At 65.7% G+C, this 22,510-nt stretch carries 26 protein-coding genes; 9 read left to right on the forward strand and 17 right to left on the reverse strand.

The features are described 5' to 3' along the window. The first annotated feature begins 174 nt into the window (after positions 1-174). Positions 175-1,089 (forward strand): SMP-30/gluconolactonase/LRE family protein, encoded by a 915-nt coding sequence (locus U1739_RS08290; RefSeq protein ID WP_332706354.1) that lies wholly within the window; start codon positions 175-177, stop codon positions 1,087-1,089. A gap of 157 nt (positions 1,090-1,246) precedes the next feature. Here the strand turns inward: U1739_RS08290 and grxD are convergent, their stop codons facing one another. From grxD to U1739_RS08345, 11 genes are all read right to left on the reverse strand, one after another. Next, positions 1,247-1,588, reverse strand: a complete 342-nt coding sequence (grxD, locus tag U1739_RS08295) for a Grx4 family monothiol glutaredoxin (RefSeq protein WP_332706357.1) — start codon at positions 1,586-1,588, stop codon at positions 1,247-1,249. A gap of 12 nt (positions 1,589-1,600) precedes the next feature. Beyond that, the gene (locus U1739_RS08300; protein ID WP_332706360.1) at positions 1,601-1,834 is read right to left on the reverse strand and encodes a BolA/IbaG family iron-sulfur metabolism protein; all 234 of its coding nucleotides are present in this window, start codon (positions 1,832-1,834) and stop codon (positions 1,601-1,603) included. A gap of 4 nt (positions 1,835-1,838) precedes the next feature. Then, on the reverse strand, positions 1,839-2,162 hold the full coding sequence (locus tag U1739_RS08305; RefSeq protein WP_332706363.1) for a DUF1476 domain-containing protein: 324 nt from the start codon (positions 2,160-2,162) through the stop codon (positions 1,839-1,841). Positions 2,163-2,394: 232 nt separating this feature from the next. After that, on the reverse strand, positions 2,395-3,396 hold the full coding sequence (locus U1739_RS08310) for an NADPH:quinone oxidoreductase family protein (RefSeq protein WP_332706365.1): 1,002 nt from the start codon (positions 3,394-3,396) through the stop codon (positions 2,395-2,397). Continuing rightward, positions 3,359-3,988, reverse strand: coding sequence for a 3-isopropylmalate dehydratase small subunit (leuD, locus tag U1739_RS08315; protein ID WP_332706368.1), 630 nt, complete (start codon positions 3,986-3,988; stop codon positions 3,359-3,361). The genes U1739_RS08310 and leuD overlap by 38 nt, the downstream gene beginning before the upstream one ends. Positions 3,989-4,101: 113 nt before the next feature. Beyond that, positions 4,102-5,541, reverse strand: coding sequence for a 3-isopropylmalate dehydratase large subunit (gene leuC / locus U1739_RS08320; RefSeq protein ID WP_332706371.1), 1,440 nt, complete (start codon positions 5,539-5,541; stop codon positions 4,102-4,104). 51 nt (positions 5,542-5,592) lie between these two features. Next, the gene (locus tag U1739_RS08325; protein WP_332706374.1) at positions 5,593-6,279 is read right to left on the reverse strand and encodes a glutathione S-transferase family protein; all 687 of its coding nucleotides are present in this window, start codon (positions 6,277-6,279) and stop codon (positions 5,593-5,595) included. A gap of 146 nt (positions 6,280-6,425) precedes the next feature. Next, positions 6,426-7,061 (reverse strand): 3-oxoacid CoA-transferase subunit B, encoded by a 636-nt coding sequence (locus U1739_RS08330; RefSeq protein ID WP_332706378.1) that lies wholly within the window; start codon positions 7,059-7,061, stop codon positions 6,426-6,428. Between the two features lies 1 nt (position 7,062). Beyond that, a complete protein-coding gene (locus U1739_RS08335; RefSeq protein ID WP_332706381.1) occupies positions 7,063-7,509 on the reverse strand; it encodes a hypothetical protein in 447 nt (148 codons plus the stop codon). Continuing rightward, positions 7,506-8,354 (reverse strand): HAD family acid phosphatase, encoded by an 849-nt coding sequence (locus U1739_RS08340; protein WP_332706384.1) that lies wholly within the window; start codon positions 8,352-8,354, stop codon positions 7,506-7,508. The genes U1739_RS08335 and U1739_RS08340 overlap by 4 nt, the downstream gene beginning before the upstream one ends. A 131-nt stretch (positions 8,355-8,485) precedes the next feature. Then, positions 8,486-9,193, reverse strand: coding sequence for a CoA transferase subunit A (locus U1739_RS08345; protein ID WP_332706387.1), 708 nt, complete (start codon positions 9,191-9,193; stop codon positions 8,486-8,488). Positions 9,194-9,630: 437 nt separating this feature from the next. On the opposite strand from U1739_RS08345, the gene U1739_RS08350 reads away from it, so the two are divergent. The 3 genes from U1739_RS08350 to U1739_RS08360 are packed head-to-tail and all read left to right on the forward strand — an operon-like array spanning position 9,631 to position 11,902. Continuing rightward, a complete protein-coding gene (locus U1739_RS08350) occupies positions 9,631-11,283 on the forward strand; it encodes a thiamine pyrophosphate-binding protein (protein ID WP_332706390.1) in 1,653 nt (550 codons plus the stop codon). A 47-nt stretch (positions 11,284-11,330) separates the two neighbouring features. Then, positions 11,331-11,588, forward strand: coding sequence for an AbrB/MazE/SpoVT family DNA-binding domain-containing protein (locus tag U1739_RS08355; RefSeq protein WP_332706393.1), 258 nt, complete (start codon positions 11,331-11,333; stop codon positions 11,586-11,588). Beyond that, positions 11,582-11,902: a type II toxin-antitoxin system PemK/MazF family toxin gene (locus U1739_RS08360; RefSeq protein ID WP_332706395.1), complete on the forward strand. Its 321-nt coding sequence runs from the start codon at positions 11,582-11,584 to the stop codon at positions 11,900-11,902. The genes U1739_RS08355 and U1739_RS08360 overlap by 7 nt, the downstream gene beginning before the upstream one ends. 26 nt (positions 11,903-11,928) lie before the next feature. Here U1739_RS08360 and sdhA read toward each other — a convergent pair whose 3' ends face one another. The 3 genes from sdhA to sdhC are packed head-to-tail and all read right to left on the reverse strand — an operon-like array spanning position 11,929 to position 14,538. Continuing rightward, a complete protein-coding gene (sdhA, locus tag U1739_RS08365; RefSeq protein ID WP_332706398.1) occupies positions 11,929-13,731 on the reverse strand; it encodes a succinate dehydrogenase flavoprotein subunit in 1,803 nt (600 codons plus the stop codon). Next, positions 13,731-14,117 carry a succinate dehydrogenase, hydrophobic membrane anchor protein gene (gene sdhD / locus U1739_RS08370; RefSeq protein WP_332706401.1) on the reverse strand — a complete coding sequence of 129 codons (387 nt, stop codon included), beginning with the start codon at positions 14,115-14,117 and terminating at the stop codon, positions 13,731-13,733. The genes sdhA and sdhD overlap by 1 nt, the downstream gene beginning before the upstream one ends. A 16-nt stretch (positions 14,118-14,133) precedes the next feature. Further along, on the reverse strand, positions 14,134-14,538 hold the full coding sequence (gene sdhC / locus U1739_RS08375) for a succinate dehydrogenase, cytochrome b556 subunit (protein ID WP_332706404.1): 405 nt from the start codon (positions 14,536-14,538) through the stop codon (positions 14,134-14,136). A gap of 189 nt (positions 14,539-14,727) precedes the next feature. Here sdhC and U1739_RS08380 point away from each other — a divergent pair, with 189 nt between their 5' ends. The 4 genes from U1739_RS08380 (at position 14,728) to U1739_RS08395 (ending at position 19,241) form a co-directional block, all read left to right on the forward strand. After that, a complete protein-coding gene (locus tag U1739_RS08380) occupies positions 14,728-16,071 on the forward strand; it encodes a methyl-accepting chemotaxis protein (protein ID WP_332706607.1) in 1,344 nt (447 codons plus the stop codon). A gap of 21 nt (positions 16,072-16,092) precedes the next feature. Beyond that, complete coding sequence (locus U1739_RS08385) at positions 16,093-17,487, forward strand: methyl-accepting chemotaxis protein (protein WP_332706407.1); 1,395 nt, start codon at positions 16,093-16,095, stop codon at positions 17,485-17,487. A 115-nt stretch (positions 17,488-17,602) separates the two neighbouring features. Continuing rightward, positions 17,603-18,301, forward strand: a complete 699-nt coding sequence (locus tag U1739_RS08390) for an SDR family NAD(P)-dependent oxidoreductase (RefSeq protein ID WP_332706410.1) — start codon at positions 17,603-17,605, stop codon at positions 18,299-18,301. Beyond that, positions 18,291-19,241 (forward strand): 50S ribosomal protein L11 methyltransferase, encoded by a 951-nt coding sequence (locus U1739_RS08395; protein ID WP_332706415.1) that lies wholly within the window; start codon positions 18,291-18,293, stop codon positions 19,239-19,241. Before U1739_RS08390 ends, U1739_RS08395 begins: the two co-directional genes overlap by 11 nt. 115 nt (positions 19,242-19,356) lie before the next feature. On the opposite strand, the gene phhA is transcribed toward U1739_RS08395, so the two are convergent. Then, positions 19,357-20,214, reverse strand: coding sequence for a phenylalanine 4-monooxygenase (phhA, locus tag U1739_RS08400; RefSeq protein ID WP_332706417.1), 858 nt, complete (start codon positions 20,212-20,214; stop codon positions 19,357-19,359). 47 nt (positions 20,215-20,261) lie between these two features. Here phhA and U1739_RS08405 point away from each other — a divergent pair, with 47 nt between their 5' ends. Next, positions 20,262-20,957, forward strand: coding sequence for an esterase/lipase family protein (locus tag U1739_RS08405; protein WP_332706419.1), 696 nt, complete (start codon positions 20,262-20,264; stop codon positions 20,955-20,957). Positions 20,958-21,079: 122 nt separating this feature from the next. On the opposite strand, the gene U1739_RS08410 is transcribed toward U1739_RS08405, so the two are convergent. Then, positions 21,080-21,361, reverse strand: a complete 282-nt coding sequence (locus U1739_RS08410; RefSeq protein WP_332706422.1) for a hypothetical protein — start codon at positions 21,359-21,361, stop codon at positions 21,080-21,082. Between the two features lie 2 nt (positions 21,362-21,363). Further along, positions 21,364-22,347 (reverse strand): glycerophosphodiester phosphodiesterase, encoded by a 984-nt coding sequence (locus U1739_RS08415; RefSeq protein WP_332706425.1) that lies wholly within the window; start codon positions 22,345-22,347, stop codon positions 21,364-21,366. Positions 22,348-22,510: the final 163 nt, after the last annotated feature.

The raw sequence follows: 22,510 nt of genomic DNA on the forward strand, positions 1-22,510 counted from the left end.
TTTACCACTTCCCCGGCGAAGGCCGGGGCCCAGTCGGGAAACAGCAGTTTTCGGGCGTTGCGCGCCGTTACCTCGGCCGTCGCGACTGGGCCCCGGCCTCCGCCGGGGAAGCGCTAAGGTAGAGGTTGAGTGCAGAAACAAGCCGTGTACCCTCCCCGAAAACAGGAGAGGCCAATGACAGACTTCACCACCATCGCCAGCGGCTTGCGTTTCCCCGAAGGGCCGGTCGCGATGCCCGATGGCAGCATCATCCTCGTCGAGATCGAGGCTGGTCGCATCACCCGCGTCGCGCCGGATGGCGCGACGCAGACGATCGCCGAGCCCGGCGGCGGGCCGAACGGCCTAGCGATCGGCCCCGACGGCAAGCTCTATTGCTGCAACAATGGCGGCTTTGCCTATCACGATCATGGCGGCCTGCTCGTCCCCGGTGGCCAGCCGGAGGATTATTCCGGCGGCCGGATCGAGCGGATCGATCTCGATACCGGTGCGATCGAGGTGCTCTACAAGGATGGCGATTTCGGCTGCACCTTGCGCGGTCCCAACGACATCGTGTTCGATTCCGCCGGCGGCTTCTGGTTCACCGATCACGGCAAGACGCGCCCCCGCGAACGCGACGTGACCGGCATCTTCTACGCGCGCGCCGATGGCAGCCTGCTCGAAGAAGTGATTTTCCCGTGCGAGAATCCCAACGGCATCGGCCTCTCGCCCGACGGCGCCACCCTATATGCCGCCGAAACCTATACTTGCCGGCTGATGGCGTTCCGGGTCACCGCCCCGGGCAAGGTCAATGCGACCGCGGGCCTGGGCGGCGCGGGCATCCCGCTATACCGGCCCTCGGGATACAAATTCTTCGATTCATTGGGTATCGAAGAAGGTGGCAACATCTGCGTGGCGACGATCGGCGAGTGCGGCATTTCGGTAATTTCGCCGGCCGGCGACCTGGTCGAGTTCGTCGCCACCGACGATCCGTTCACCACCAACATCTGCTGGGGCGGCGCGGACAAGATAGACGCGTACATCACGCTCTCCGGCACCGGCCGGCTGGTCAAGACACGCTGGCCCCGGCCGGGATTGCGGCTGGCCTATTAAGGGCAGCGCTCGCCTCCCGAAAAATACCGTCATCCTCAACTTGATTCAGGACCATCGTGCCGCGCAGGCGATGCCCCACCTCCCGTGCGGAGGCCAGCCGCGCGATAGCTCCAGAACCAAGGTCAGGATGACGGTAGAATATCTCGGCTAGCGCAGCTTACGCTGCGGTAACGCCCTGTTCCTGGAACAGCGTGGCCAGTTCGCCGCTTTCGTACATCTCCATCATGATGTCCGATCCGCCGACAAATTCGCCCTTCACGTAGAGCTGCGGGATGGTCGGCCAGTCGGAGAATTCCTTGATTCCCTGGCGCACGCCCTGATCCTGCAGCACGTCGACGCTGTCATATTTGGCGTTCAGGTGATCGAGGATGGCGATCGCGCGGCTGCTGAAGCCACATTGCGGGAAGAGCGGGCTGCCCTTCATGAACAGCAGGACGTCGCTCTGGGCGACCATGGCGGCAATGCGGGCCTGGGCGTCGTCGTTGGCTTCGGGGGTCATGGGAATCTCCATCTATTCGGGAATGGCGGTGGTGAGCTGCAGCGCGTGCAGCACGCCGCCCATGCGGCCGCCCAAGGCGGCATAGACTGCCTGGTGCTGCTTGATGCGCGAGGTGCCGCGAAAACTCTCTGCCGTCACGCGCGCGGCATAATGATCGCCGTCGCCGGCAAGATCGGTGATCACCACCTGCGCGTCGGGAATGCCTCCGACGATCAAGGCTTCGATCTCTGCTGCGGCCATCGCCATCGTGCTATTCCGACTGCAGCAATTGACGACGCGCCTCGACGGTCTTTTCGTCGATCGCCAGGCGCACCGTGGCCTCGTCGATCTCGCAGCTTGCCGCGGTGAGATCGCTGACCAGCTTGCGGATCACGTCTTCGTCGCCGGCTTCCTCGAAATCGGCCTGCACGACCGACTTGGCATAGGCGTCCGTCTCTTCCGCGGTGAGCTTCAACTGCTCCGCGGCCCATTGGCCCAGCAGGCGGTTGCGCCGCGCGGTGACGCGGAACTGCATTTCCTCGTCGCGGGCATATTTGGTTTCGAACGCGCGCTCGCGGTCATCGAACGTGGTCATGTGGCGCGTCCCTTGGATGGTTGATCTCAAGCGGTGGAGATAGGGCGCGAGGCGGAGGAAGGGAAGGGGCATCCTCCCCGGAACGGGGAGGGGACCGCCCGGCTTCTTCAGCCGGGTGGTGGAGGGGGTGGGCCGGCAACGGACCGCTTGGTGGCGAGTGCTGCGTTACCGGCACGGCCCCTCCGCCATTCGCTGAAGAGCGAATGGTCCCCCTCCCCGTACCAGGGAGGAATTATTCCGCTACCGTTACCACCAGTTTACCGATCGCTGCCCTTGCCGCCATCTTGGCAATGGCCTTGCCGCCGTCCTCGAACGCGAACGTCTCGGTCACGCGCGGCGCGATCTTGCCGTCTTTCCATAGGCGGAAGAGGTGATCGATATGCGCGGCATTGGCCTGCGGGTCGCGCGCCGCGAAGGCGCCCCAGAACACGCCGCACACGTCGCAGCTCTTCAGCAGCGTCAGGTTGAGCGGCAATTTGGGGATGCCGGCGGGGAAGCCGACGACGAGATAGCGGCCTTCCCAGCCGATCGAGCGCAGCGCCGGCTCGGCATAGTCGCCGCCGACCGGATCGTAGATCACATCATAGCCCGCCTTGCCGCCGGCGGCCTTGAACTGTTCGGCCAGCGCCTTGCTCTGGTCGCGGTCGAACGGCGCGCGGGCATAGACGATCGTTTCATCGGCGCCGGCGTCCTTGGCGACTGCTGCTTTCTCGTCGGACGACACCGCGGCGACGACGCGCGCGCCGAACGCCTTGCCGAGCTCGATCGCCGCCAGGCCGACACCGCCGGCCGCACCGAGCACGAGCAGCGTCTGGCCCTCTTTCAGGTGCCCGCGGTCGAGCAAGGCGTGAATCGTCGTGCCGTACGTGAGGATGAGCGCCGCGCCGTCGGCGAAGCTGCGGCCTTCAGGCAGCGCGTAAAGCTTGTCGGCGGGGGCCACGACCTTTTCGACCAGCCCGCCATGGCCGAGCATGCCGATCACGCGGTCGCCAACCTGCCACTGCGTCACCCCCTCGCCAAGGCTCTCGACCACGCCCGCGATCTCGCCGCCCGGCGCGAACGGGCGCTGCGGCTTGAACTGATACTTGTCCTCGATGATCAGCACGTCGGGGAAATTGATCGAGCAGGCCTTGACCGCGATCACCACCTGGCCCGGACCAGCGACCGGATCGGGCAGCTCATCCATCACTAGAGTTTCAGGTCCGCCCGGCGCCGTCGACAAGAGTGCTCGCATGTGCCCGTTCTCCGCTCATAAACGGCCGGTGTTCTTTTACCCCGGCTTCGTATTTCGAAATCTGGATATCTCTTGCCAGCGTCAGGCCGATCTCGTCTAGCCCTTCCATCAGGCATTGGCGACGGAACGGGTCCATCTCGAACGGGAAGCGGTCCTGGAACGGGGTGGTGACGGTCATCGTCTCGAGATCGACAGTGACCGTTTCGGTCTGGGCAACCTCGACGAGGCGGTCGATCGCCTCCTGCGGCAAAACCACGGCGACGATGCCGTTCTTGAACGCATTGCCCGAAAAGATGTCGGAGAAACTGGGGGCCAGCACTGCGGTGATGCCCATATCGGCAAGTGCCCAGGCGGCATGCTCGCGGCTCGAGCCACAGCCGAAATTGTCGCCGGCGATGAGCACGGGGGCGCCGGCATAGCGCGGGTCGTCGAAGATGTTGCCGGGATCGGCACGCACCGTTTCGAACGCGCCCTTGCCCAGGCCGGTGCGGGTAATCGTCTTCAGCCAGTGCGCCGGGATGATCACGTCGGTATCGACATTCTTCGCGCCCCACGGATAGGCGCGACCGGAAACCTGCTTGACCGGGTTCATCGCCTAGCGCGCCACCGACGGCTTTGTGGTCGCTGCCGACAGGCGCGTCGTCGCGGCATAGGCCGCAACGCCGCTGATCAGGGTGCCGGCGACGAGCAGGACCAGAACGCGCTTCATATCGTATTTCCCATCAGATCGCGGACATCGCTCAATCGCCCGGTGACCGCCGCGGCAGCGGCCATGGCGGGCGAGACCAGGTGCGTGCGCGCGCCTGGCCCCTGCCGGCCTACGAAATTGCGGTTCGAGGTGGAAGCGCAACGGAGACCGGGCGGTACTTTATCGGGGTTCATCGCCAGGCACATCGAGCAACCGGGCTCGCGCCATTCGAATCCGGCCTCGATAAAGATACGATCGAGCCCCTCGGCCTCGGCCTGGCGCTTGACCAGGCCCGAGCCGGGCACGACCAAGGCGCGGACGCCATCGGCGACCGAACGGCCATCGGCGACCGCCGCGGCGGCGCGCATATCCTCGATCCGGCTGTTGGTGCAGCTGCCGATGAACACGTAATCGACGCCGATATCCTGCATGGCGGTGCCCGGCGTGAGGCCCATATACTCAAGCGATTTCTGCGCGGCGATGCGCTTGGCCGGGTCGGCGAAGCTCTGCGGATCGGGCACTTGCCCCGTGATCGACACCACGTCCTCGGGGCTGGTGCCCCAGGTCAGCGCGGGGGCGATGTCGCTGGCGTCGAGCGTGACGACCTTGTCATAGACCGCGCCCGGATCGCTTGGCAGCGTCTTCCAGTATGCGACCGCCGCATCCCAGTCCGCACCCTTGGGCGCCATGGGACGATCCTTGAGATAGGCGAAGGTCTTCTCGTCCGGGGCGATCAGGCCGGCGCGCGCGCCGCCCTCGATCGACATGTTGGCGATGGTCAGGCGGCCCTCGACCGAAAGACCGCGGATCACCGAGCCGGTGAATTCGATGACATGGCCGGTGCCGCCGGCCGCGCCGATCTTGCCGATCACGCTCAGGATCACGTCCTTGGCCGACACGCCGAAGCCGAGTTCGCCCTCGACGCGGATTTCCATCGTCTTGGCGGGAGTGAGCAGCAGGGTTTGCGTGGCGAGAACATGCTCGACCTCCGACGTGCCGATGCCGAACGCCAATGCGCCCAATGCACCATGCGCCGAGGTGTGGCTGTCGCCGCAGACGAGCGTGGTGCCAGGCAAGGTGAAGCCCTGTTCCGGGCCGACGACATGGACGATGCCCTGTGCCGCGGCGGTGGCGTCGATATAATCGATGCCGAATTCGCTGGTATTGCGGCGCAGCGCGTCGAGCTGCGCGGCGCTTTCGCGGTCGAGGATCGGCAATTCGCGGCCGGCGGCATCGACGCGTGGGCTGGTCGGGAGGTTGTGATCGGGCACGGCGAGCGTGAGATCGGGACGGCGCACCTTGCGACCGGCGACGCGCAGGCCCTCGAACGCTTGCGGGCTGGTCACTTCGTGAACCAGGTGGCGATCGATATAGATCAGGCAGGTGCCATCGTCGCGCCGCTCGACGACGTGGTTCGCCCAGATCTTTTCGTACAGGGTAAGGGGTTTACTGGCCATGATAGTTGCGCGCTTTACGCTTATTGCGGGGCATCGCAAGGGTGCGGCGGCTCAGCCGGCGCGGTAATCCGCGGTGATCGTGCCGGCGGCGGCGAGCTCAGCCTCATGGCTTTCTTCACGCCAGGCTTCGGTCAGCGCGGTAGCCTGCCAGTCGCGCATCGCCGGATGGTCGAGCATGCGCGCGACCCAGGCTTGGCCGGCGCTGCCGACATCGAGGCCATAGGTGCGGACGCGGAACGCGACCGGCGCGTAGAAGGCATCGACCGCAGTGAAATCCGGGCCCGCGAGCCATGGGCCGCCGAAGCGCTCGAGCCCCTCGGCCCACAATTCCGCCAGCCGGGCGACGTTGCGCTCGAGCGCGGGCGAGGCGGGGCGCGGCTGAACGCGCACGCCGACGTTCATCGTGCAATCGTTACGCAAAGCGGCGAACCCGCCGTGCATTTCGCATGCGGCGCTCATCGCCCAGGCGCGGGCGGCCTCGTCCTGCGGCCAGACGCCGTCGAACCGTTCGGCGAGATACAGGACGATGCCGAGCGAGTCCCAGATCGTGCGCTCCCCGTCGACCAGGACGGGGACCTGGCCGGTAGGGGAGAAGGCGCGAAAGGCGTCGTAATTGTCGGGCGCGGTGAAAGGCTCGACGCGTTCGTCGAACGGGATGTCGAGTGCCTTCATCAGCACCCAGGGGCGCAACGACCAGCTGCTATAGTTGCGGTTGGCGGTGATCAGGGTGAGGGTCATTTTCTATCCGTCAAAGCTTGGCGCTTCCCCGGCGCAGGCCGGGGCCCAGTCGCAGAGGTCGATATGATCGGACGAAACGCCCGTTTCGTTCTGCGCTACTCCTGGGCCCCGGCCTGCGCCGGGGAAGCGCTTTTCTTGGGGTATCGTCAGCTCACATAATGTCCCGTCGTCTTGGCCGCGACGTCTTCGGAAGTCACGCCCGGCGCGCATTCGACCAGCTTGAACGGGCTGTCATGATCGGGTCGCGCCAGCACGCACAATTCGGTGATCACCAAGTCGACGACGTTCTTGCCGGTCAGCGGCAGCGTACATTCGGGAATGAACTTGGGGTCGCCGGCCTTGGAATTATGCTCCATCACGACGATGATCTTCTTGACCCCGGCGACCAGATCCATCGCCCCGCCCATGCCCTTGATCATCTTGCCCGGGATCATCCAATTGGCGATATCGCCTTTTTCGCTGACTTCCATCGCACCAAGCACGGTCAGGTCGATATGCCCGCCGCGGATCATCGCGAAACTGTCCGACGAGCTGAAATAGGACGATTGAGGGAGTTCGCTGATCGTCTGCTTGCCGGCGTTGATCAGGTCCGGGTCTTCCTCGCCCTCGTACGGGAACGGGCCGATGCCGAGCATGCCGTTTTCCGATTGCAGCGTCACTTCCACACCAGCCGGAATATGGTTGGCGACGAGCGTGGGGATGCCGATCCCGAGATTGACGTAGAAGCCGTCCTGCAATTCCTGCGCGGCGCGCGCGGCCATTTCGTCACGGGTCCAGGGCATCTTATACTCCTCGAAGGTCGGCCCAGCCGCGCCACAGCCCGACCAGATGGATGAGGCCGAAGGTGAGCACGATCACCGACGACCAGAAGATGAAGCTTGGCGACAGATCCGGCCGCTTCAGCGCCGCCGGCCAGAATAGGATGAGGCCGCGAGCGAGATAGACGGCGGTGACGCCGATCAGCGCGGGGCGCAGCAGCGGCAGGCGCGGGAGCATACCCGCGCCGGACAGCGCATAGGCACTGAAGCCGGCCAGGATCATGGCAATCGCCAAGGTGATGACCACCGGCCCGATCCGCCCCGCGGCGACCAGGCGCGCCATCCGCTCGCCCGCGCCCATCGCGCGATACCATTCGGGCCCGCCAAGGATGCAGGCGAGATGCGCGAGCGCCGCGACGAGGCTCAGCAGCCCACCCGCCAGCAGCCAGGGATTGCGCGCCAGATCGGTCATTCCGCCCCTTCCTTGATCGCGGGCGGGGCCCAGCGTTTGTCGAGGGGGAAGACGTCGTCCAGGCCGCCCTTGAGGCCGCTGCCATAGACCGGGTTGGGCAGGACGAACCAGCCATTGCCCCATTTGGCGGCGATCGCGGGCGCGAGCGTCGCGGCGCGGCGGGCCGGCGGCGTGAGGCCGGCGTTGAACAGGTCGCTGAAATCGCCGAGCTGGTCGCCGCCCATGGCGATCACGCAATAGCGCGCCGCGATCATCGCGCGGCGGCCATCCTTCTTGCTGCCCATTGCGTCGTCGCCGGACAGGAACAGGGTTTCACCGTGGATGGCAGAGCCGAGCCCGGCGCCGGTGATCGCCGCGGCGGTGGCGTCGGCATTGGCGGCGGCGCGGTTGCTGTTGAAGATGACCGTCACGCCCATCGCGCGCAGTTCGGTCAGCGCTCGAGCGGCACCGGGCACGGCGCTGACCTGCGTCGCGCCGGTGCGTTCCCAGGATTGCCAGCGCGCTTCGTCATAGGGGGCGGGGTGGGCGGCGTCATTGGCTTCGAAGCCGAGATTGAGCAGCACGGTTTCGTCGACGTCGAACACGGCGGCGAGCGGCTTCATGCCGCAGCGCTCGAACTCGGGCGCAGCGAGCGTTGCGGTCGGGGACAGGATGACGCTGACCCGCGTACCGGCCGCGCGGAAGACGAGATTCTTTTGATCGCGGACGTAGCGCGTCAGCGCCTGCCAGGCCTGAACCGACAAGGCGGCGGCTTCGCCGGAGCCGTACAGATACTGCATGCCGGGGGGGATGGTGGGCGCTGGGGCGGAGGGCTGTACGGTGGCGCAGGCGCCAAGGGCGAGCAAGAGCGCTGCCGCAATCCCCCTCCCGCTTGCGGGAGGGGTTAGGGGAGGGCATGTCCGCAGGCGCGTACCTTCCGACAGGCCCTCCCCCAGCCCCTCCCGCGAGCGGGAGGGGAGAAGATGCGCGAGCGGGCTCACGCCGCGACGCGCGGCCGCACGGTGCGGAATTCGATCTTCTTGTCGTACGGGCTGCCGAGGATCAGCCGCTGCACGTAGACGCCGGGCAGATGGATGCAGTCCGGATCCAGCGACCCGACCGGCACGATCTCCTCGACCTCGGCGACGCAGACCTTGCCCGCGGTGGCCATCGGCGCGTTGAAATTGCGCGCGGTCTTGCGGAAGACCAGGTTGCCGCTTTCGTCCGCCTTCCAGCCTTTGATGATCGCCAGATCTGCGCGGATGCCGCGTTCGAGGATATAGTCTTCGCCATCGAACTGCTTCACCTCCTTGCCCTCGGCGACCAACGTGCCGACGCCGGTCTTGGTGTAGAAGCCGGGAATGCCCGCGCCGCCGGCGCGGCAGCGCTCGGCCAGCGTGCCTTGCGGGCAGAATTCGACGTCCAGCTCGCCGCTCAGATATTGCCGCTCGAACTCCTTATTCTCGCCGACATAGGAGGAGATCATCTTCTTCACCTGGCGCGCGCGCAGCAATTTGCCGAGGCCCTCGCCGTCGATCCCCGCATTGTTGCTGGCGATCGTCAGGTCCTTCGTGCCGGCGGCCTGGAGCGCGTCGATCAACCGCTCGGGAATGCCGCTCAGGCCGAAGCCGCCGGCGCAGATCGTCATGCCATCGAACAACAGCCCGTCGAGCGCCGTGGCGGCATCGGCAAAGATCTTTTTCATGAGGCGTCCTCCGGCGGTGGTGCCACGCGAATAAGCGGCGGTCGGGGCTCGGGTCAATCGGTTCGCTGGTGCGCCAGCCTTGCATGGCCGTCATCCGGAACACGATTCAGGATCCATCGGGCGGCAAGGCCTGCCCTCATCCCGCAACGTCGCCCTAAGCCGCGCAACACATACTGAAGGAAATCCGGGGTGACGGGATGTGAGAAAGGCCGGGTGCGGGCGGGCCGCTCCACACGAGGTGAAGCGGGCCCGCCCTACTGAAGCGTCTGGGACGCTCGGCTGCCTGATACTTTGCAGGTGGCGTGCCAAAAACAGACAACCCTGCATCTGTGCCGCAGGCGGTGGTTAACGGCCGCGTGCCCGCCCACGATGTGTAAGCCATCCCGACACTCCGCGTCCCCTACCCAAGCGTCGAGCCCGCAGCTAAAGTCACTATTATGAACACCCCCCGCACCGGCGGCCGCATCCTGGTCGACCAACTCGTCGCGCAAGGCTGCGATCGCATCTTCACCGTGCCGGGCGAGAGCTTTCTCGCCGTGCTCGACGCGCTGCACGACACGCCCGAGATCGACCTTGTCGTGTGCCGCCAGGAAGGCGGCGTCGGCTTCATGGCCTGTGCCGATGGCGCGTTGACCGGCCGCCCGGGCATCGCCTTCGTCACCCGCGGGCCCGGCGCGACCAATGCATCGATCGGCGTGCACGTCGCGATGCAGGATAGCCAACCGATGATCCTGTTCATCGGCGACGTCGACCGCGGCACCAAGGATCGCGAAGCCTTTCAGGAAATCGATTTCCCCGCGATGTTCGCGCCGCTGTGCAAATGGGCGGCCAAGATCGACGACGCCGCCCGCATCCCCGAATATGTCGCACGCGCCTATGCCACGGCGATGAACGGGCGCCCCGGTCCGGTCGTACTCGCGCTGCCCGAGGATATGTTGCTTGATGTGGTCGACGCGATCGACCGCCCCCTGGTCAATCGCGTCGAGCAGGATGCCCTGATCGAGGCCGCCAGCACCGCCAATGACATGCTCAAGGCCGCCAAGCGCCCGGTCGCGATCATCGGTGGCGCCGGCTGGAACGGCCACACCGCCGCCGCGGTCGAGGCGTTCGGCACCGGCTCGGGCGTGCCGCTGGTCGCCGCCTTCCGCCGCCAGGATGCGGTTGCCAACGACTGTCCGGTCTATGCCGGCAACCTCGGCTACGGCCCCAATCCCAAGCTCGCAGCGCGGGTTCGCGACGCGGATCTCCTCATCGTGCTCGGCGCACGGCTGGGGGAAGCGACCACCGATGGCTATACGTTGGTCACGCCCGATCACCCCGGCCAGTCACTGATCCACGTCCATCCCGACCCGACCGAACTCAACAGCACGTTCCGCGCCGATCTGTCGATCTGCGCGGATATCGAGCGCTTCACCAATCTGATGGAAATGCTCGGCGCCGAGCAGCCGCCGATCGCCGGCGGCGAGGAGGCACATGCCGACTATCTCGCTTGGTCGACCCCGGCCCCGCGCGACTTGACGCTCGATCTCGGTCCCTGCGTGGCGACGATGCGCGAGAAGCTCCCCGCCGACTCTATCGTCTGCAATGGTGCGGGCAATTACAGCGGCTGGTGGCACCGTTATTGGCGCTATGCCGGCCCCGGCACGCAACTCGCGCCCACCGCCGGCGCGATGGGCTACGGTGTCCCCGCCGCCACCGCCGCGGCGCTGCGCCATCCCGACAGCACCGTCGTCGCGCTCGCCGGCGACGGCTGTTTCCTCATGAACGGCCAGGAACTCGCCACCGCCGTCGCGCACGGCGCCGACATGCTCGTCCTGGTCATCGACAATGGCTGGTACGGCACGATCCGCATGCACCAGGAACGCGAATTCCCCGGTCGCGTGACGGGCACCAGGCTGCACAACCCCGATTTCGCCGCGCTTGCCCGCGCCTATGGCTGCTGGGCCGACACGGTCGACACCACCGCCGCCTTCGCCCCGGCGCTCGACCGCGCGATGGCCGAGACCGGCGTCCGGCTGCTGCACCTCAAGACCGACGTCGAAGCGATCACCGCCGGCACCACGCTGAGCAAGGTGCGCGGCGGGCAATGAGCCGTTACCACATTGTGGTAACGGCTATTCAGTGATATTGACGAATCATGCAGACGGCATTGCGCAAAATGGGTAATTCGACCGGCATGATCCTGCCGCGTGCGATCTTGGGCCAGATCGGCGTCACCACCGGTGCAGCAATGGATCTGCGCGTCGAGAACGGCCGCCTGATCGCCACGCCAGTGATAACCGCAACACGTGCCGGATGGGCCGCCAGTGCGGCGACGATCGCCACCTCTGACAGCCCGGAAGAAGCGGACTGGCAGGGCTTTGCGAACAAGGACGACCAAAACCTAGCATGGTGAAGCGCGGCGAGATTTGGCTCGCGGCGCTCGATCCGACGGTTGGTAGCGAAATCCAAAAGACCCGTCCCTGCCTGATCGTCTCGCCCGACGAACTCAATGGGTATCTCCGCACCGCGATCGTCGCGCCCCTTACGACGGGCAGTCATCCCGCACCGTTCCGTATTGCGGTCACGTTCAAAGGAAAGGAGGGCCTGATCCTTACTGATCAGATGCGCACGATCGATCGCGCGCGTCTCGTCAAGCGGTTGGGCAAAGTGGGCAGTCCCACGCTCACTGAAGTACTTCGCGTCTTGGCCGAAATGTTCGCCGCCTGAGCTTTTGACCAGGCGGCGATCATTCCTCAATACACCCGCTTCTTCGGCTTGATATAGTCCACGTCGTCGGTGAGCGTATAATCATGCACCGGGCGCAGGCCCAGCATCGTCGCGCCGCCCTGCCCGCCCCAGCCGGCGAACGTCGCCGTCGAATGCTTCATCCAGTTCGCGTCGTCGCGATCGGGGAAGTCTTCATTGACGTGCGCGCCGCGTGATTCCTGGCGGTTGGCAGCCGATTCCATCGTCACCACGGCCTGCGCGACGAGATTGTCGAGCTCCAGCGTCTCGACCAGATCGGTGTTCCAGATCAGCGAGCGATCGACGATCCCGACATCGCCGAGCTTGGCATAGGTCGCGGCGATCTTCGCCTGCCCTTCGCTAAGCAGCGCATTGTCGCGGAACACCGCGCAATGCTTCTGCATCGTGCGCTGCATTTCCAGCCGGATCTCAGCCGTCGGCGAGCCGCCCTTGGCGTTGCGGAAGTGATCGAGCCGGCCGAGCGCAAACTCGTCCGCGGCCTTGACGATCGGGTCATGCGCCGTGCCGGGCTTCATGATGTCGGCGATACGCTTGCCGGTCGCGCGGCCAAACACCACGAGATCGATCAGCGAGTTGGAGCCGAGGCGATTGGCGCCGTGCACGGAGACGCACGCCGCCTCGCCCACGGCGAACAGGCCCGGCACCACCGCATCCGGATCGCCATCCTTCATCTGCACGACTTCGCCGTGATAATTGGTCGGGATGCCGCCCATATTATAATGCACCGTCGGGGTCACCGGCAGCGGCTGGCGGGTCAGATCGACGCCGGCGAAGATCTTGCCGGTCTCGGTAATGCCCGGCAGCCGCTCGTGCAGCACCTTGGGATCGATATGGTCGAGATGCAGCCAGATATGGTCGCCATTCTTGCCCACGCCGCGGCCTTCGCGCATTTCCATCGCCATCGACCGCGACACCACGTCGCGGCTGGCGAGATCCTTCGCGGAGGGCGCATAGCGCTCCATGAAGCGCTCGCCCTCGGAGTTGGTCAGGTAACCACCCTCGCCGCGTGCGCCCTCGGTGATCAGCACGCCGGCACCGTAGATACCGGTCGGGTGGAACTGGACGAACTCCATGTCCTGCAGCTGCAGCCCGGCGCGCAGCACCATGGCATTGCCGTCGCCGGTGCAGGTATGCGCCGAGGTGGCCGAGAAATAGCAACGACCATAACCGCCGGTCGCCAGCACCACCTGATGCGAGCGGAAGCGGTGGATCGAACCGTCGTCCATGCACAGAGCGATCACGCCCTTGCACACGCCATTTTCCATGATCAGGTCGAGCGCGAAATATTCGACGTAGAAATCGGCGTCATACTTCAGGCTCTGCTGGTACAATGCGTGCAGCATGGCATGGCCGGTGCGATCCGCGGCCGCCGCAGTGCGCTGCACCGGTGGGCCTTCGCCCATATTCTGCATATGCCCGCCGAACGGACGCTGGTAGATCGTGCCGTCCTGGTTGCGGCTGAACGGCACGCCGGCATGTTCCAGCTCGTAGACCGCCGCCGGCGCTTCCCGCACCATATATTCGATCGCGTCCTGGTCGCCCAACCAGTCCGACCCCTTAACGGTGTCGTACATGTGCCAGGTCCAGTGGTCGGGCGAATTGTTGCCCAGGCTGGCGGCAATCCCGCCCTGCGCTGCAACCGTGTGGCTGCGTGTCGGGAACACCTTGGTGATGCACGCCGTCTTGAGCCCGTTCTGCGCGCATTCCATCACCGCGCGGAGGCCCGAGCCACCCGCGCCGACGACGACGGCGTCATACACGTGATCGATAATCTTATACGCTTCGGCCATTACTTGGGGACCCCGGTGAACGCGATCTTGAGGATCGATACGATGGCGACCGCGGCGGTCGCGATGGTGAAGAAGTTGAGCAGGATCATCAGCACGACGCGATTCTCATCCTGCTGGTAATCCTCGATCACCACCTGCAGCCCGATGCGGAAGTGATAGAAAACCGAGACGATCAGCAACACCAGCGGGATCGCCACCCAGGACGACGACATCCACAGCCGGATGCTGTCATAGTCATAACCCGGCGCCTGCGCGATCGCGAGCAGGAACCACAAGGTCAGGAACAGGTTGGCGCCGGCGGTCAGCCGCTGGTGCCACCAATGATGCGTACCTTCTTTGGCGCTGCCGAGGCCGCGCACGCGGCCGAGAGGGGTGCCATGGCGCATTTTACTTTCCCCCATCTTACTTCGCCATCGTCACATAGGCCCAGTACAGGACGGTTGCGGTGACCGAGAAGAACAGGGTCAGCCAGGCCGTGGTCCGATTGCCCTTCAGTTCGTAATTCGCGCCGACATCCATCACGAAATGGCGCACGCCCGAGGCCATGTGCTGGAACAGCGACAGCGTCAGGCCGACCGCGACGACATAACCGAGCGGCGCCCAGTCCCCGGTGAACCACGACATGAAATAGCCGTAGCTCTCCTTGCCCGCGGCCAGGGCGGCCAGCCACCACACCAGCAATGCGGTACCCACGGTCGCCATGCCGCTGCCGGTGGCGCGGTGGATGATCGAGACCATCATGTTGATCGGCCAGCGCACGTGCATCAAATGCGGGCTGAGCGGGCGGTTAGAAGCTTTGCTGGCCAAAGGGGCAGGTCCTTACGCGGGCCCGGATGCGGGCGTTGCCGCCGTATTAGTCGGCATGCGCGGGTATGCAAGCGCTGCGCGCGCTTCGTGTCTAACCAGCCCTTAACCTTATGGGCGCTATGCAGGGCGCCGAACAGGCCAGAAGCCGGTCGATCGCATCCTCGGAGTCTATCCTTGCCCAATTCCTCTCTGCCCGCGCCCGGAACGATCGCTGCAACAATCGACATGCAGGCCCGGCTGCGCGCCTTCGATGGCGACAGGACGCTGGAGGCGCGCGGCCGCGCCGTATGGATCATCCTGGAACCGCACGCCGCGGGGCTGGCGCGCGCTTTCTGGGATCAGTGGCGGCTGTCCAATCCCGGCGAGCCCGATTGGCAACCGCATCACGAAGCCAAGATGCTCGAACTGGGCGTCGCCTATCTGCGCAATCGTTTCTGCGACGTCAGCGGGCGGGCCTGGGTCGAATCGATGGAGCGCTCGGTTGCCTCGGGCTATGCCGCCGGCGTCTCGACCATGGCCTTGCTCTCGATGACCTGCGCCAGTGACCGCGCCGCAATGGCCATCCTGTTACGCGACGTGCCCGCCACCGATCCGCGCCTGCCCAGCTTCATCGATACGGTGCTGCGGCTCAGCGGGCTCGAAAGCGATATCACCATGGAAATCTACAGCGCCTTCCGCCAGCACGCCGCGCGGCGCGAGCGCGACCAGCTGGCCAATGATTTCCGCGATGGCATCGCCACCTTGGTCGAGGATGCGACTCAGGAAAGCGCCGTGCTGCGCGGCCAATCGTCGCGCACTTCCAGTTCGGCGCGCGGCATGCTCGGCAAGACCAGCGAGGTCGCCGCCGCTGCCGAACAATCCGCCGTGGCGATGCGCGAGGCGGCGCATACCGCCGCCGGCCTGATCCGCGCGATCGAGGATGCCCGCACTGAAGTGGAAGCCGCGCGCGAGATCGCCACCCGCGCTTCGGGCCAGGCCGGCATCGCCGTCGGCATGTCGGAAACGCTCAGCGATCATGCCAAATCGATCGAATCGATCCTTGGCCTGATTCGTGATATTGCCGGCCAGACCAATCTGCTCGCGCTCAACGCCACGATCGAGGCGGCCCGCGCCGGCGATGCCGGCCGCGGCTTCGCCGTGGTCGCGCAGGAAGTGAAGAGCCTGGCCAACCAGACCGCCCGCGCGACCGACGATATCGCCGCCAAGATCGCCGCGATTCAATCCGCCACGCGCTCGACGGTCGATACCAATGCCGACATCAAGGCCACCGTCGCCGAAGTACAGGAAAGCGCCAATCGCATCCGGTTCGCGATGGAGGCGCAGGCGCAGACCGTCACCGCGATCACTGCCGCGGTCGACGAAACCGCGCTCGCCGCCGATTCGATGTCCAACACGATTGCCGCGATCCGCGAGGATACCGAGAATGTCGCTTCGGAAATCGATCTGGTCGGCAGAGGGTTCGATACGCTCGAAGGGCGGCTCGGCATGCTCAAGAGCAGCGCCGGGGAATTCGTCGCGAAGGTTGCGGCGTGAGCTAGGGATTGGGGGAAGACGATGACGCAACGGGACGACAAGATCCTGGGCGGAGAGGCCAGCGATGTGTTCGGCGGGTGGAGCGGCAAGGCCCGCTCCGCTGCCGCGCGCGTTACCGATTACGATTGGGACCAGTGCATCCGCGCTGGCGCCGCGGAAATTTCCGCGCTGATCGCCGGTTCGGAAAAAACCATCTCCGGGGCGTTTTGGCGCTATTATATCGCCCTGCCCGCAACGCAGCATATCCGCCACCTGTTCGACGACGAGTTGCTGGCTAAGCGCATCGCCAAGAGCGCGCGCTATTCCTACGCCAAATATGCCGATCCGTTCGGCGATGGCTGGATGATGATGGCGTTCGGCCATGCCAGCGAAGCCTATGAGGCCGGCGTGCCGCTGCCAGCGTTGCTCACGTCGCTCAGCGCCGCCCATAGCCAGACGTTGCAGATCGTCGCCGAAAAGCTCGGCACCGATGCCGCGCGGCTGCACCATCTCGCCGATATCGTGCAACGCCTGGCCTTGGTCGAGGCCGACGTCATGGCCACGCATCTCGGGCAATGCGACGCCAAGCATATGCGCGACGAACGCCAGATGCGCTCCGCTGCCTTCAGCGAGAATATCGCGCAATCGATCGACGGCACCTTCAGCCTCGGCGTCAGTATCCGCGAATCGGCGCGTGGCGCTTCGCGCTCGGCGCGTGGCATGCTGGGCAAGACGTCCGACGTCGCCTCTGCCGCCGAACAGTCGGCGGTGGCGATGCGCGAGGCGGCCCACACCGCCGCCGGGCTGATTCGCGCGATTGAGGATGCCCGTATCGAGGTCGATGCCGCTACCGACATCGCCGCCCGCGCCTCGGTTCAGGCCGGCGAAGCGGTGGGCATGTCGGAGACGCTCAGCGATCACGCCAAGTCGATCGAATCGATTCTCGGGCTGATCCGCGATATCGCCGGACAGACCAACCTGCTCGCGCTCAACGCGACGATCGAGGCAGCGCGCGCCGGCGATGCCGGGCGCGGTTTCGCCGTCGTGGCGCAGGAAGTGAAGAGTCTCGCCAGCCAGACGGCGCGGGCGACCGACGATATTGCCGCCAAGATCGCCGCGATCCAGTCTGCCACGCGCTCCACCGTCGCGACCAATGCCGGCATCAAGGCGACCGTCGCCGAAGTCCGCCACAGCGCCGATCGCATCCGCGAAGCGATGGAGATGCAGGCCCAGACCGTCACCGCAATCACCGCCGCGGTGGACGAGACCGCGCTCGCGGCAGATTCGATGTCGAGCACGATCGCCATCATCCGCGAGGATACCGAGAATGTGGCGAGCGAAATCGACACGCTGGAACGCGATTTCGCGCAAGTGAACGACCGCCTCGACACGCTCAAGACAGCAGCAGATCGCTTCTCCAAAAACGCGGCGGCTTGATCTCAGACCGTCACCCCAGCGCAAGCTGGGGTCTCAATGAGGCAGGCTCGCGCCCGCCCATAAAGATGCCAGCCTGCGCTGGCATGACGATGGGGGAGGCGATATGCCCCGCCCGATGACCAATATCCTCCTCACCGGCAGCAGCCGCGGTATCGGCGCCGCGATCGCCGCCACGCTCGATCTGCCCGACGTGCACGTCATCGGCCACGGCACCCGCAGCGGCATTCCGGCCGATTTCAGCGATCCCGCCGCGCCGCAGTCCCTGTGGCACAGCGCGCTCAACCAGTTCGACGGCCGCATCGATGTGCTGATCAACAATGCCGGCGTGTTCGACGCCAATCCCGTAGACCGCCCGCACGACGATTGGGTCGCCGCGTGGGAGCGCACCATGCGCATCAACCTGACCGCCGCCGCCGAACTCTGCCGCCTTGCCGTGGCGCATTGGCAGGAGCGCGGCGCAGCCGGCCGCATCGTCAACGTCGCCAGCCGCGCCGCTTATCGTGGCGATTCCCCCGCGCACTGGCATTATGCCGCCTCGAAGGCCGGCATGGTGGCGATGACCAAGAGTATCGCGCGCGGTTACGCCGCCGAGGGCATTTTGGCCTTTGCGATCTGCCCCGGCTTCACCATGAGCGGCATGGCCGAGGACTATCTCGCCAGCCGCGGCGGCGACGCCTTGCTCGCCGACATCCCGCTCGGCCGCGTCGCCCAACCGGAGGAAGTCGCCAGCGCAGTTAAATTTCTTGCGCTGGAGGCGCCGCCCTCGATGACCGGCGGTGTGATCGACGTGAACGGGGCCAGCTATGTCCGCTAATCCCCCGATCGAATCGTGGAAGCTCACCCTCCCTTGCACCCGCGCCGAAGCCGAAGCGATCGACGCGGCCGACGATCTGGCGATCGACGCGGTGATCATGACCACCGAGACGGTCGAGGACGATGTCGAGACCTGGCGGCTCGACGCCTATAGCGAACATGAACCAACCGCCCAGATGATCGCCGCGCTGCAGGCGCTGGCGCCCAGCGCAGCCAGCATCGCGCCGCAAATCGAGCCACTGATGGCGGAGGATTGGGTCACGCTCAGCCAGGCCGGGCTCGAGCCGATCGCCGAAGGCCGTTTCGTCGTCCACACCAGCGCGCATCCGGTCGCGCCCCCCGCCGGCGGCCGCGCCTTCCTGATCGATGCCGGCAACGCCTTCGGCACCGGGCATCACGCCACCACCAGCGGCTGCCTCCATATGCTCGACGGACTGGCCGACCGCAGCTTCACTGATATCATCGATATCGGCACCGGCACCGGGCTGCTCGCCTTCGCCGCCGCTTATCTGTGGCCGGACGCGCGCGTGATGGCCACCGACATCGATCCCGCCGCGGTCCATGTCACGCAGCAAAATGCCGAGCTCAACGCCATTGCCGGCATCGACCTGATCGTCGCCGACGGCACGCTCGACGACGCCATCACCGCGCGCGCGCCGTACGACCTCGTCATCGCCAACATCCTCGCCGGTCCGCTCGTCTCGATGGCCCCCGAGCTCGCCGCCATTGCCGCCCCGCACGCGACGATCATCCTCGCCGGCCTGCTCGACACGCAGCGCGCGGCGGTGGTCGCGGCGTTCGAGGCTTGCGGCTGCACGCTCGACACGCTGGACCGCCGCGGCGACTGGACCATCCTCCACCTCACCGCCGGCGCCACCCGCTACGTGCCCACCGCCCCGATCGACCCCAAGGGCCGCGACGGCTGGGCGCTGGATCTGTGAGGCGAGACGTGACGGCCCGCACCCGTCACCCCGGCCTTGAGCCGGGGCCCAGCGGGTTCTTTCGACTGCGGGGCAAGGCAGCGGGATCCCGGATCAAGCCCGGGATGACGATCGTTTAGATCTTGGCCCTAGCGTATTCCTGCGTGCCCCGCGTGACGAGTTTATCCTCCGGCAGCACCGCCGCCACGGCGATATCCGGCAGCGTCTTCAATTCCGCGTAGAGCGGCGCGAAATCCGTCTCGACCGTCAGTCGCAGCAATTCGTCGAAGCTCGGAATGACGAAGTAATTCTGTTGGAAATCGTCGATACGATACTCCGTGCGCATCACCCGGGCGAGGTCGAACGCGATCCGGTTGGGGCTGGCATCATCCAGCGCAAAACGCGATTCGGCGAAGCTCGAGACGATCCCCGAGCCATAGATGCGCAAGCCCTCAGGCTCCGCGATCAGCCCGAACTCCACCGTATACCAATAGAGCCGCCCGAGATATTTCAGCGCCTCCAACCCCAGCGCGCGCTGCCCGCCCCGCCCGTACGCCTCGAGATAATCGGCGAACACCGGATCGGCGAGCATCGGGACATGGCCGAACACGTCGTGGAACACGTCCGGCTCCTGCAGATAATCGAGCTGATCGGGCCGGCGGATGAAATTGCCCGCGACGAAGCGGCGATTGGCCATGTGATCGAAGAACACATCGTCCGGCACCAGCCCCGGCACCGCTACCACCTGCCAGCCGGTGAGCTTCATCAGCCGCTCGCTCAGTTCCTCGAAATCCGGGATCCCGGGCTTGGACAATTTGAGCACGTCGAGCCCGCGCAGATAGGCGTTCGACGCCCGCCCCGGCAGCAATGTGGATTGCCGCGCGAACAACGTGTCCCAGGTGGCATGTTCCTCCGCCGTATAATGCGACCAATCCTGCGGGACGGTCCAGTCGGCCGAGGGGGAAACGTCGAGAAGATGCGTATCGTTCGCCATGCAATCGTCATATCACAGCAAAGATGCCGCAGGAAACCATCAGCGAAATGCGTCCGCCCTCCAAAATGCTGTGGGCCGCCGAACTCCCGCGCGCCGCGCTGACCGTGCTGGCGCTGCTGCGCTCGCGCGCGCTGCTTGGCGCCGTGCCGCGCGGCGACGGTCGGCCGATCCTGCTGCTGCCCGGCCTGTTCAATTCGGATCGCTCGAATGTCGTGCTGCGCCGCTATCTGACGCGGCTGGGTTACCGCGCCGAAGGCTGGGGTCTCGGCCGCAATACCGGCGTCCGCGCGATCGGCCCCGACGCCGAAAAGCTGTTCGCCCGGATCCGTGCGCTCCATGCCGAAACCGGCCAGCCGGTCACCCTGATCGGCGTCAGCCTCGGGGGGATCATGGCGCGGCTCGCGGCGCAGCGCCTGCCCGGGCTGGTGCGCGAAGTGATCACGGTCAGTTCGCCGTTCGCCGGAAGCCCGCGCGCGACCAATGTGTGGCGGGCGTTCGAATTGCTCACCGGCGAGCGCGTCGACAGCGATGTGGTGCGCGCGCGTAGCGCCGAAGCGGCCGCGCCGCTCCCGGTCCGCTCGACCGCGATCTGGAGCAAGAGCGACGGGCTGGTCAATGGCCGTATCTGCCGCGGCAGCGGCGATCCCAAGGCGCGCGATATCGAGATCAACTCGGGCCATCTCGGGGTGCAGCTCAACCCGCTGGCGCTGCGCGCGATCGCGGGAGTGCTGGCGACGGCTTGACCGTCATCCGATCCGTTCTCCTGCGAACGCAGGAGCCCAGGGCCACAGGCGGCGTCTCTTGTAACCCTGGGCTCCTGCGTTCGCAGGAGAACACCACCTGATCGAAGCCGACCAGTCAAAGCTCAATCGTCGCCCGATTGCCCCGCGCGATACCCGTCATACGGCCGGCAATCATCCGGATTCTTGCGGCACGCTTTCTCCGCCGCCTTGCGTTCCTTGCCTTCGCGTTCCTCGGCCTTGCGCATCTTCTTGCCGTAATTGCGATCCGCCTCGGACTGGCTGGTGGTGGTCCAGTCGACACCCTTGCTGACGATCTTGACCGGCGCGGTGACCACGCTGGCGACGGTGCGGACGCACCCGCTGGCGAGCAGCGGCAGCACCGCGATGAGCAGGATTTTACGCATGATCATTTGTCCTCGGCCGCCGCGGCGCGCGCGGCCACTCCTAGTGCCGGAAAGTCGGTGAAATAGCCATCCACGCCGTAATCGATGGCCTGTCTGATCTCCTCTTCGACCCGGCCATGCGCGCGCGGATTGACGCCCGACCACAATCGCGCCGGGAGGAAGTAATTCTCCGCCCGAAACGTCCAGGGATGCACGCGCAATCCGGCGGCGTGCGCCGCGGCGATCAGCGTACCATCCGCCACCATCGCCTTGCCCGGCCCGATGCCATAGGCATAAGCGGCGACCGCTTTCAGCCCCTCGGGCGTGATCATCGACGCATAACTGGGCGTCGCCTTGTCGGCCGGCCCGCCGCTCGCGTCCATCAGCTGGATCAACTTGACCTTGGTCATGGTCTTCAGCCGCTTGAGATTGTCGACCTCGAACGACTGGATGAATACCGGCGCCTCGGCGCTGTCCCAGTCCGCTTTCTTGAGCTCGGCGACGAGATGCGCCTCCATCGGATGCCCGATCCCGGCAAAATAGCTCGGATGCTTGGTCTCGGGATAAATCCCCACCTTGTGCTTCTTGGCCAGCGCAATCACCTCAGCCAACGTCGGCACCTCGAACTGGCCGTCATATTGCACGTTATCGGGGCGCAGCAGCGGCAGCCGCTCCTTGGCGCGGAGCGTCTTCAGCTCGGCCAGCGTAAAATCCTCGGTGAACCAGCCGACATGCTTCTCGCCATCGATCACCTTCGTTGTCTTGCGATCGGCGAACTCGGCATGCTTGGCCACGTCGGTCGTGTCGGTAATGTCATTCTCGTGCCGCGCGACGAACACATCGTCCTTGGTCAGCACCAGATCGGGCTCGATGAAATCCGCGCCCTGCTCGATCGCCAGCGTATAGCCGGCAATGGTATGCTCGGGGCGCAGGCCACTGGCGCCGCGATGCGCGATGACGATGACGGGCGACAGGCTCTGTTGCTTGACGATGGGCTGTTTGGGCATTGGCGCATCCTGCGCCTGCGCGGCCCCCACTGCCAAGAGCGCCGCCAGTGAAATCCCATATCGCTTGCGTAACGAGCGCCCGCGGGCATTGATAACGATTGTCATTTGGAAACCATCCTAGTCGCGCGCGTTACGAGTACAAATCCGAAAACAGGGGCAGCGT

Source organism: Parasphingomonas puruogangriensis, assembly GCF_036663635.1.
Lineage (GTDB): Bacteria > Pseudomonadota > Alphaproteobacteria > Sphingomonadales > Sphingomonadaceae > Sphingomonas.

Excerpts from the sequence above, each read along its gene's own strand:
- U1739_RS08290 (WP_332706354.1), top strand. The coding sequence starts at position 175 with ATGACAGACTTCACCACCATCGCCAGCGGCTTGCGTTTCCCCGAAGGG.
- grxD (WP_332706357.1), bottom strand. The coding sequence starts at position 1,588 with ATGACCCCCGAAGCCAACGACGACGCCCAGGCCCGCATTGCCGCCATG.
- U1739_RS08300 (WP_332706360.1), bottom strand. The coding sequence starts at position 1,834 with ATGGCGATGGCCGCAGCAGAGATCGAAGCCTTGATCGTCGGAGGCATT.
- U1739_RS08305 (WP_332706363.1), bottom strand. The coding sequence starts at position 2,162 with ATGACCACGTTCGATGACCGCGAGCGCGCGTTCGAAACCAAATATGCC.
- U1739_RS08310 (WP_332706365.1), bottom strand. The coding sequence starts at position 3,396 with ATGCGAGCACTCTTGTCGACGGCGCCGGGCGGACCTGAAACTCTAGTG.
- leuD (WP_332706368.1), bottom strand. The coding sequence starts at position 3,988 with ATGAACCCGGTCAAGCAGGTTTCCGGTCGCGCCTATCCGTGGGGCGCG.
- leuC (WP_332706371.1), bottom strand. The coding sequence starts at position 5,541 with ATGGCCAGTAAACCCCTTACCCTGTACGAAAAGATCTGGGCGAACCAC.
- U1739_RS08325 (WP_332706374.1), bottom strand. The coding sequence starts at position 6,279 with ATGACCCTCACCCTGATCACCGCCAACCGCAACTATAGCAGCTGGTCG.
- U1739_RS08330 (WP_332706378.1), bottom strand. The coding sequence starts at position 7,061 with ATGCCCTGGACCCGTGACGAAATGGCCGCGCGCGCCGCGCAGGAATTG.
- U1739_RS08335 (WP_332706381.1), bottom strand. The coding sequence starts at position 7,509 with ATGACCGATCTGGCGCGCAATCCCTGGCTGCTGGCGGGTGGGCTGCTG.
- U1739_RS08345 (WP_332706387.1), bottom strand. The coding sequence starts at position 9,193 with ATGAAAAAGATCTTTGCCGATGCCGCCACGGCGCTCGACGGGCTGTTG.
- U1739_RS08350 (WP_332706390.1), top strand. The coding sequence starts at position 9,631 with ATGAACACCCCCCGCACCGGCGGCCGCATCCTGGTCGACCAACTCGTC.
- U1739_RS08355 (WP_332706393.1), top strand. The coding sequence starts at position 11,331 with ATGCAGACGGCATTGCGCAAAATGGGTAATTCGACCGGCATGATCCTG.
- U1739_RS08360 (WP_332706395.1), top strand. The coding sequence starts at position 11,582 with ATGGTGAAGCGCGGCGAGATTTGGCTCGCGGCGCTCGATCCGACGGTT.
- sdhA (WP_332706398.1), bottom strand. The coding sequence starts at position 13,731 with ATGGCCGAAGCGTATAAGATTATCGATCACGTGTATGACGCCGTCGTC.
- sdhD (WP_332706401.1), bottom strand. The coding sequence starts at position 14,117 with ATGCGCCATGGCACCCCTCTCGGCCGCGTGCGCGGCCTCGGCAGCGCC.
- U1739_RS08385 (WP_332706407.1), top strand. The coding sequence starts at position 16,093 with ATGACGCAACGGGACGACAAGATCCTGGGCGGAGAGGCCAGCGATGTG.
- U1739_RS08390 (WP_332706410.1), top strand. The coding sequence starts at position 17,603 with ATGACCAATATCCTCCTCACCGGCAGCAGCCGCGGTATCGGCGCCGCG.
- U1739_RS08395 (WP_332706415.1), top strand. The coding sequence starts at position 18,291 with ATGTCCGCTAATCCCCCGATCGAATCGTGGAAGCTCACCCTCCCTTGC.
- phhA (WP_332706417.1), bottom strand. The coding sequence starts at position 20,214 with ATGGCGAACGATACGCATCTTCTCGACGTTTCCCCCTCGGCCGACTGG.
- U1739_RS08405 (WP_332706419.1), top strand. The coding sequence starts at position 20,262 with ATGCGTCCGCCCTCCAAAATGCTGTGGGCCGCCGAACTCCCGCGCGCC.
- U1739_RS08410 (WP_332706422.1), bottom strand. The coding sequence starts at position 21,361 with ATGCGTAAAATCCTGCTCATCGCGGTGCTGCCGCTGCTCGCCAGCGGG.
- U1739_RS08415 (WP_332706425.1), bottom strand. The coding sequence starts at position 22,347 with ATGCCCAAACAGCCCATCGTCAAGCAACAGAGCCTGTCGCCCGTCATC.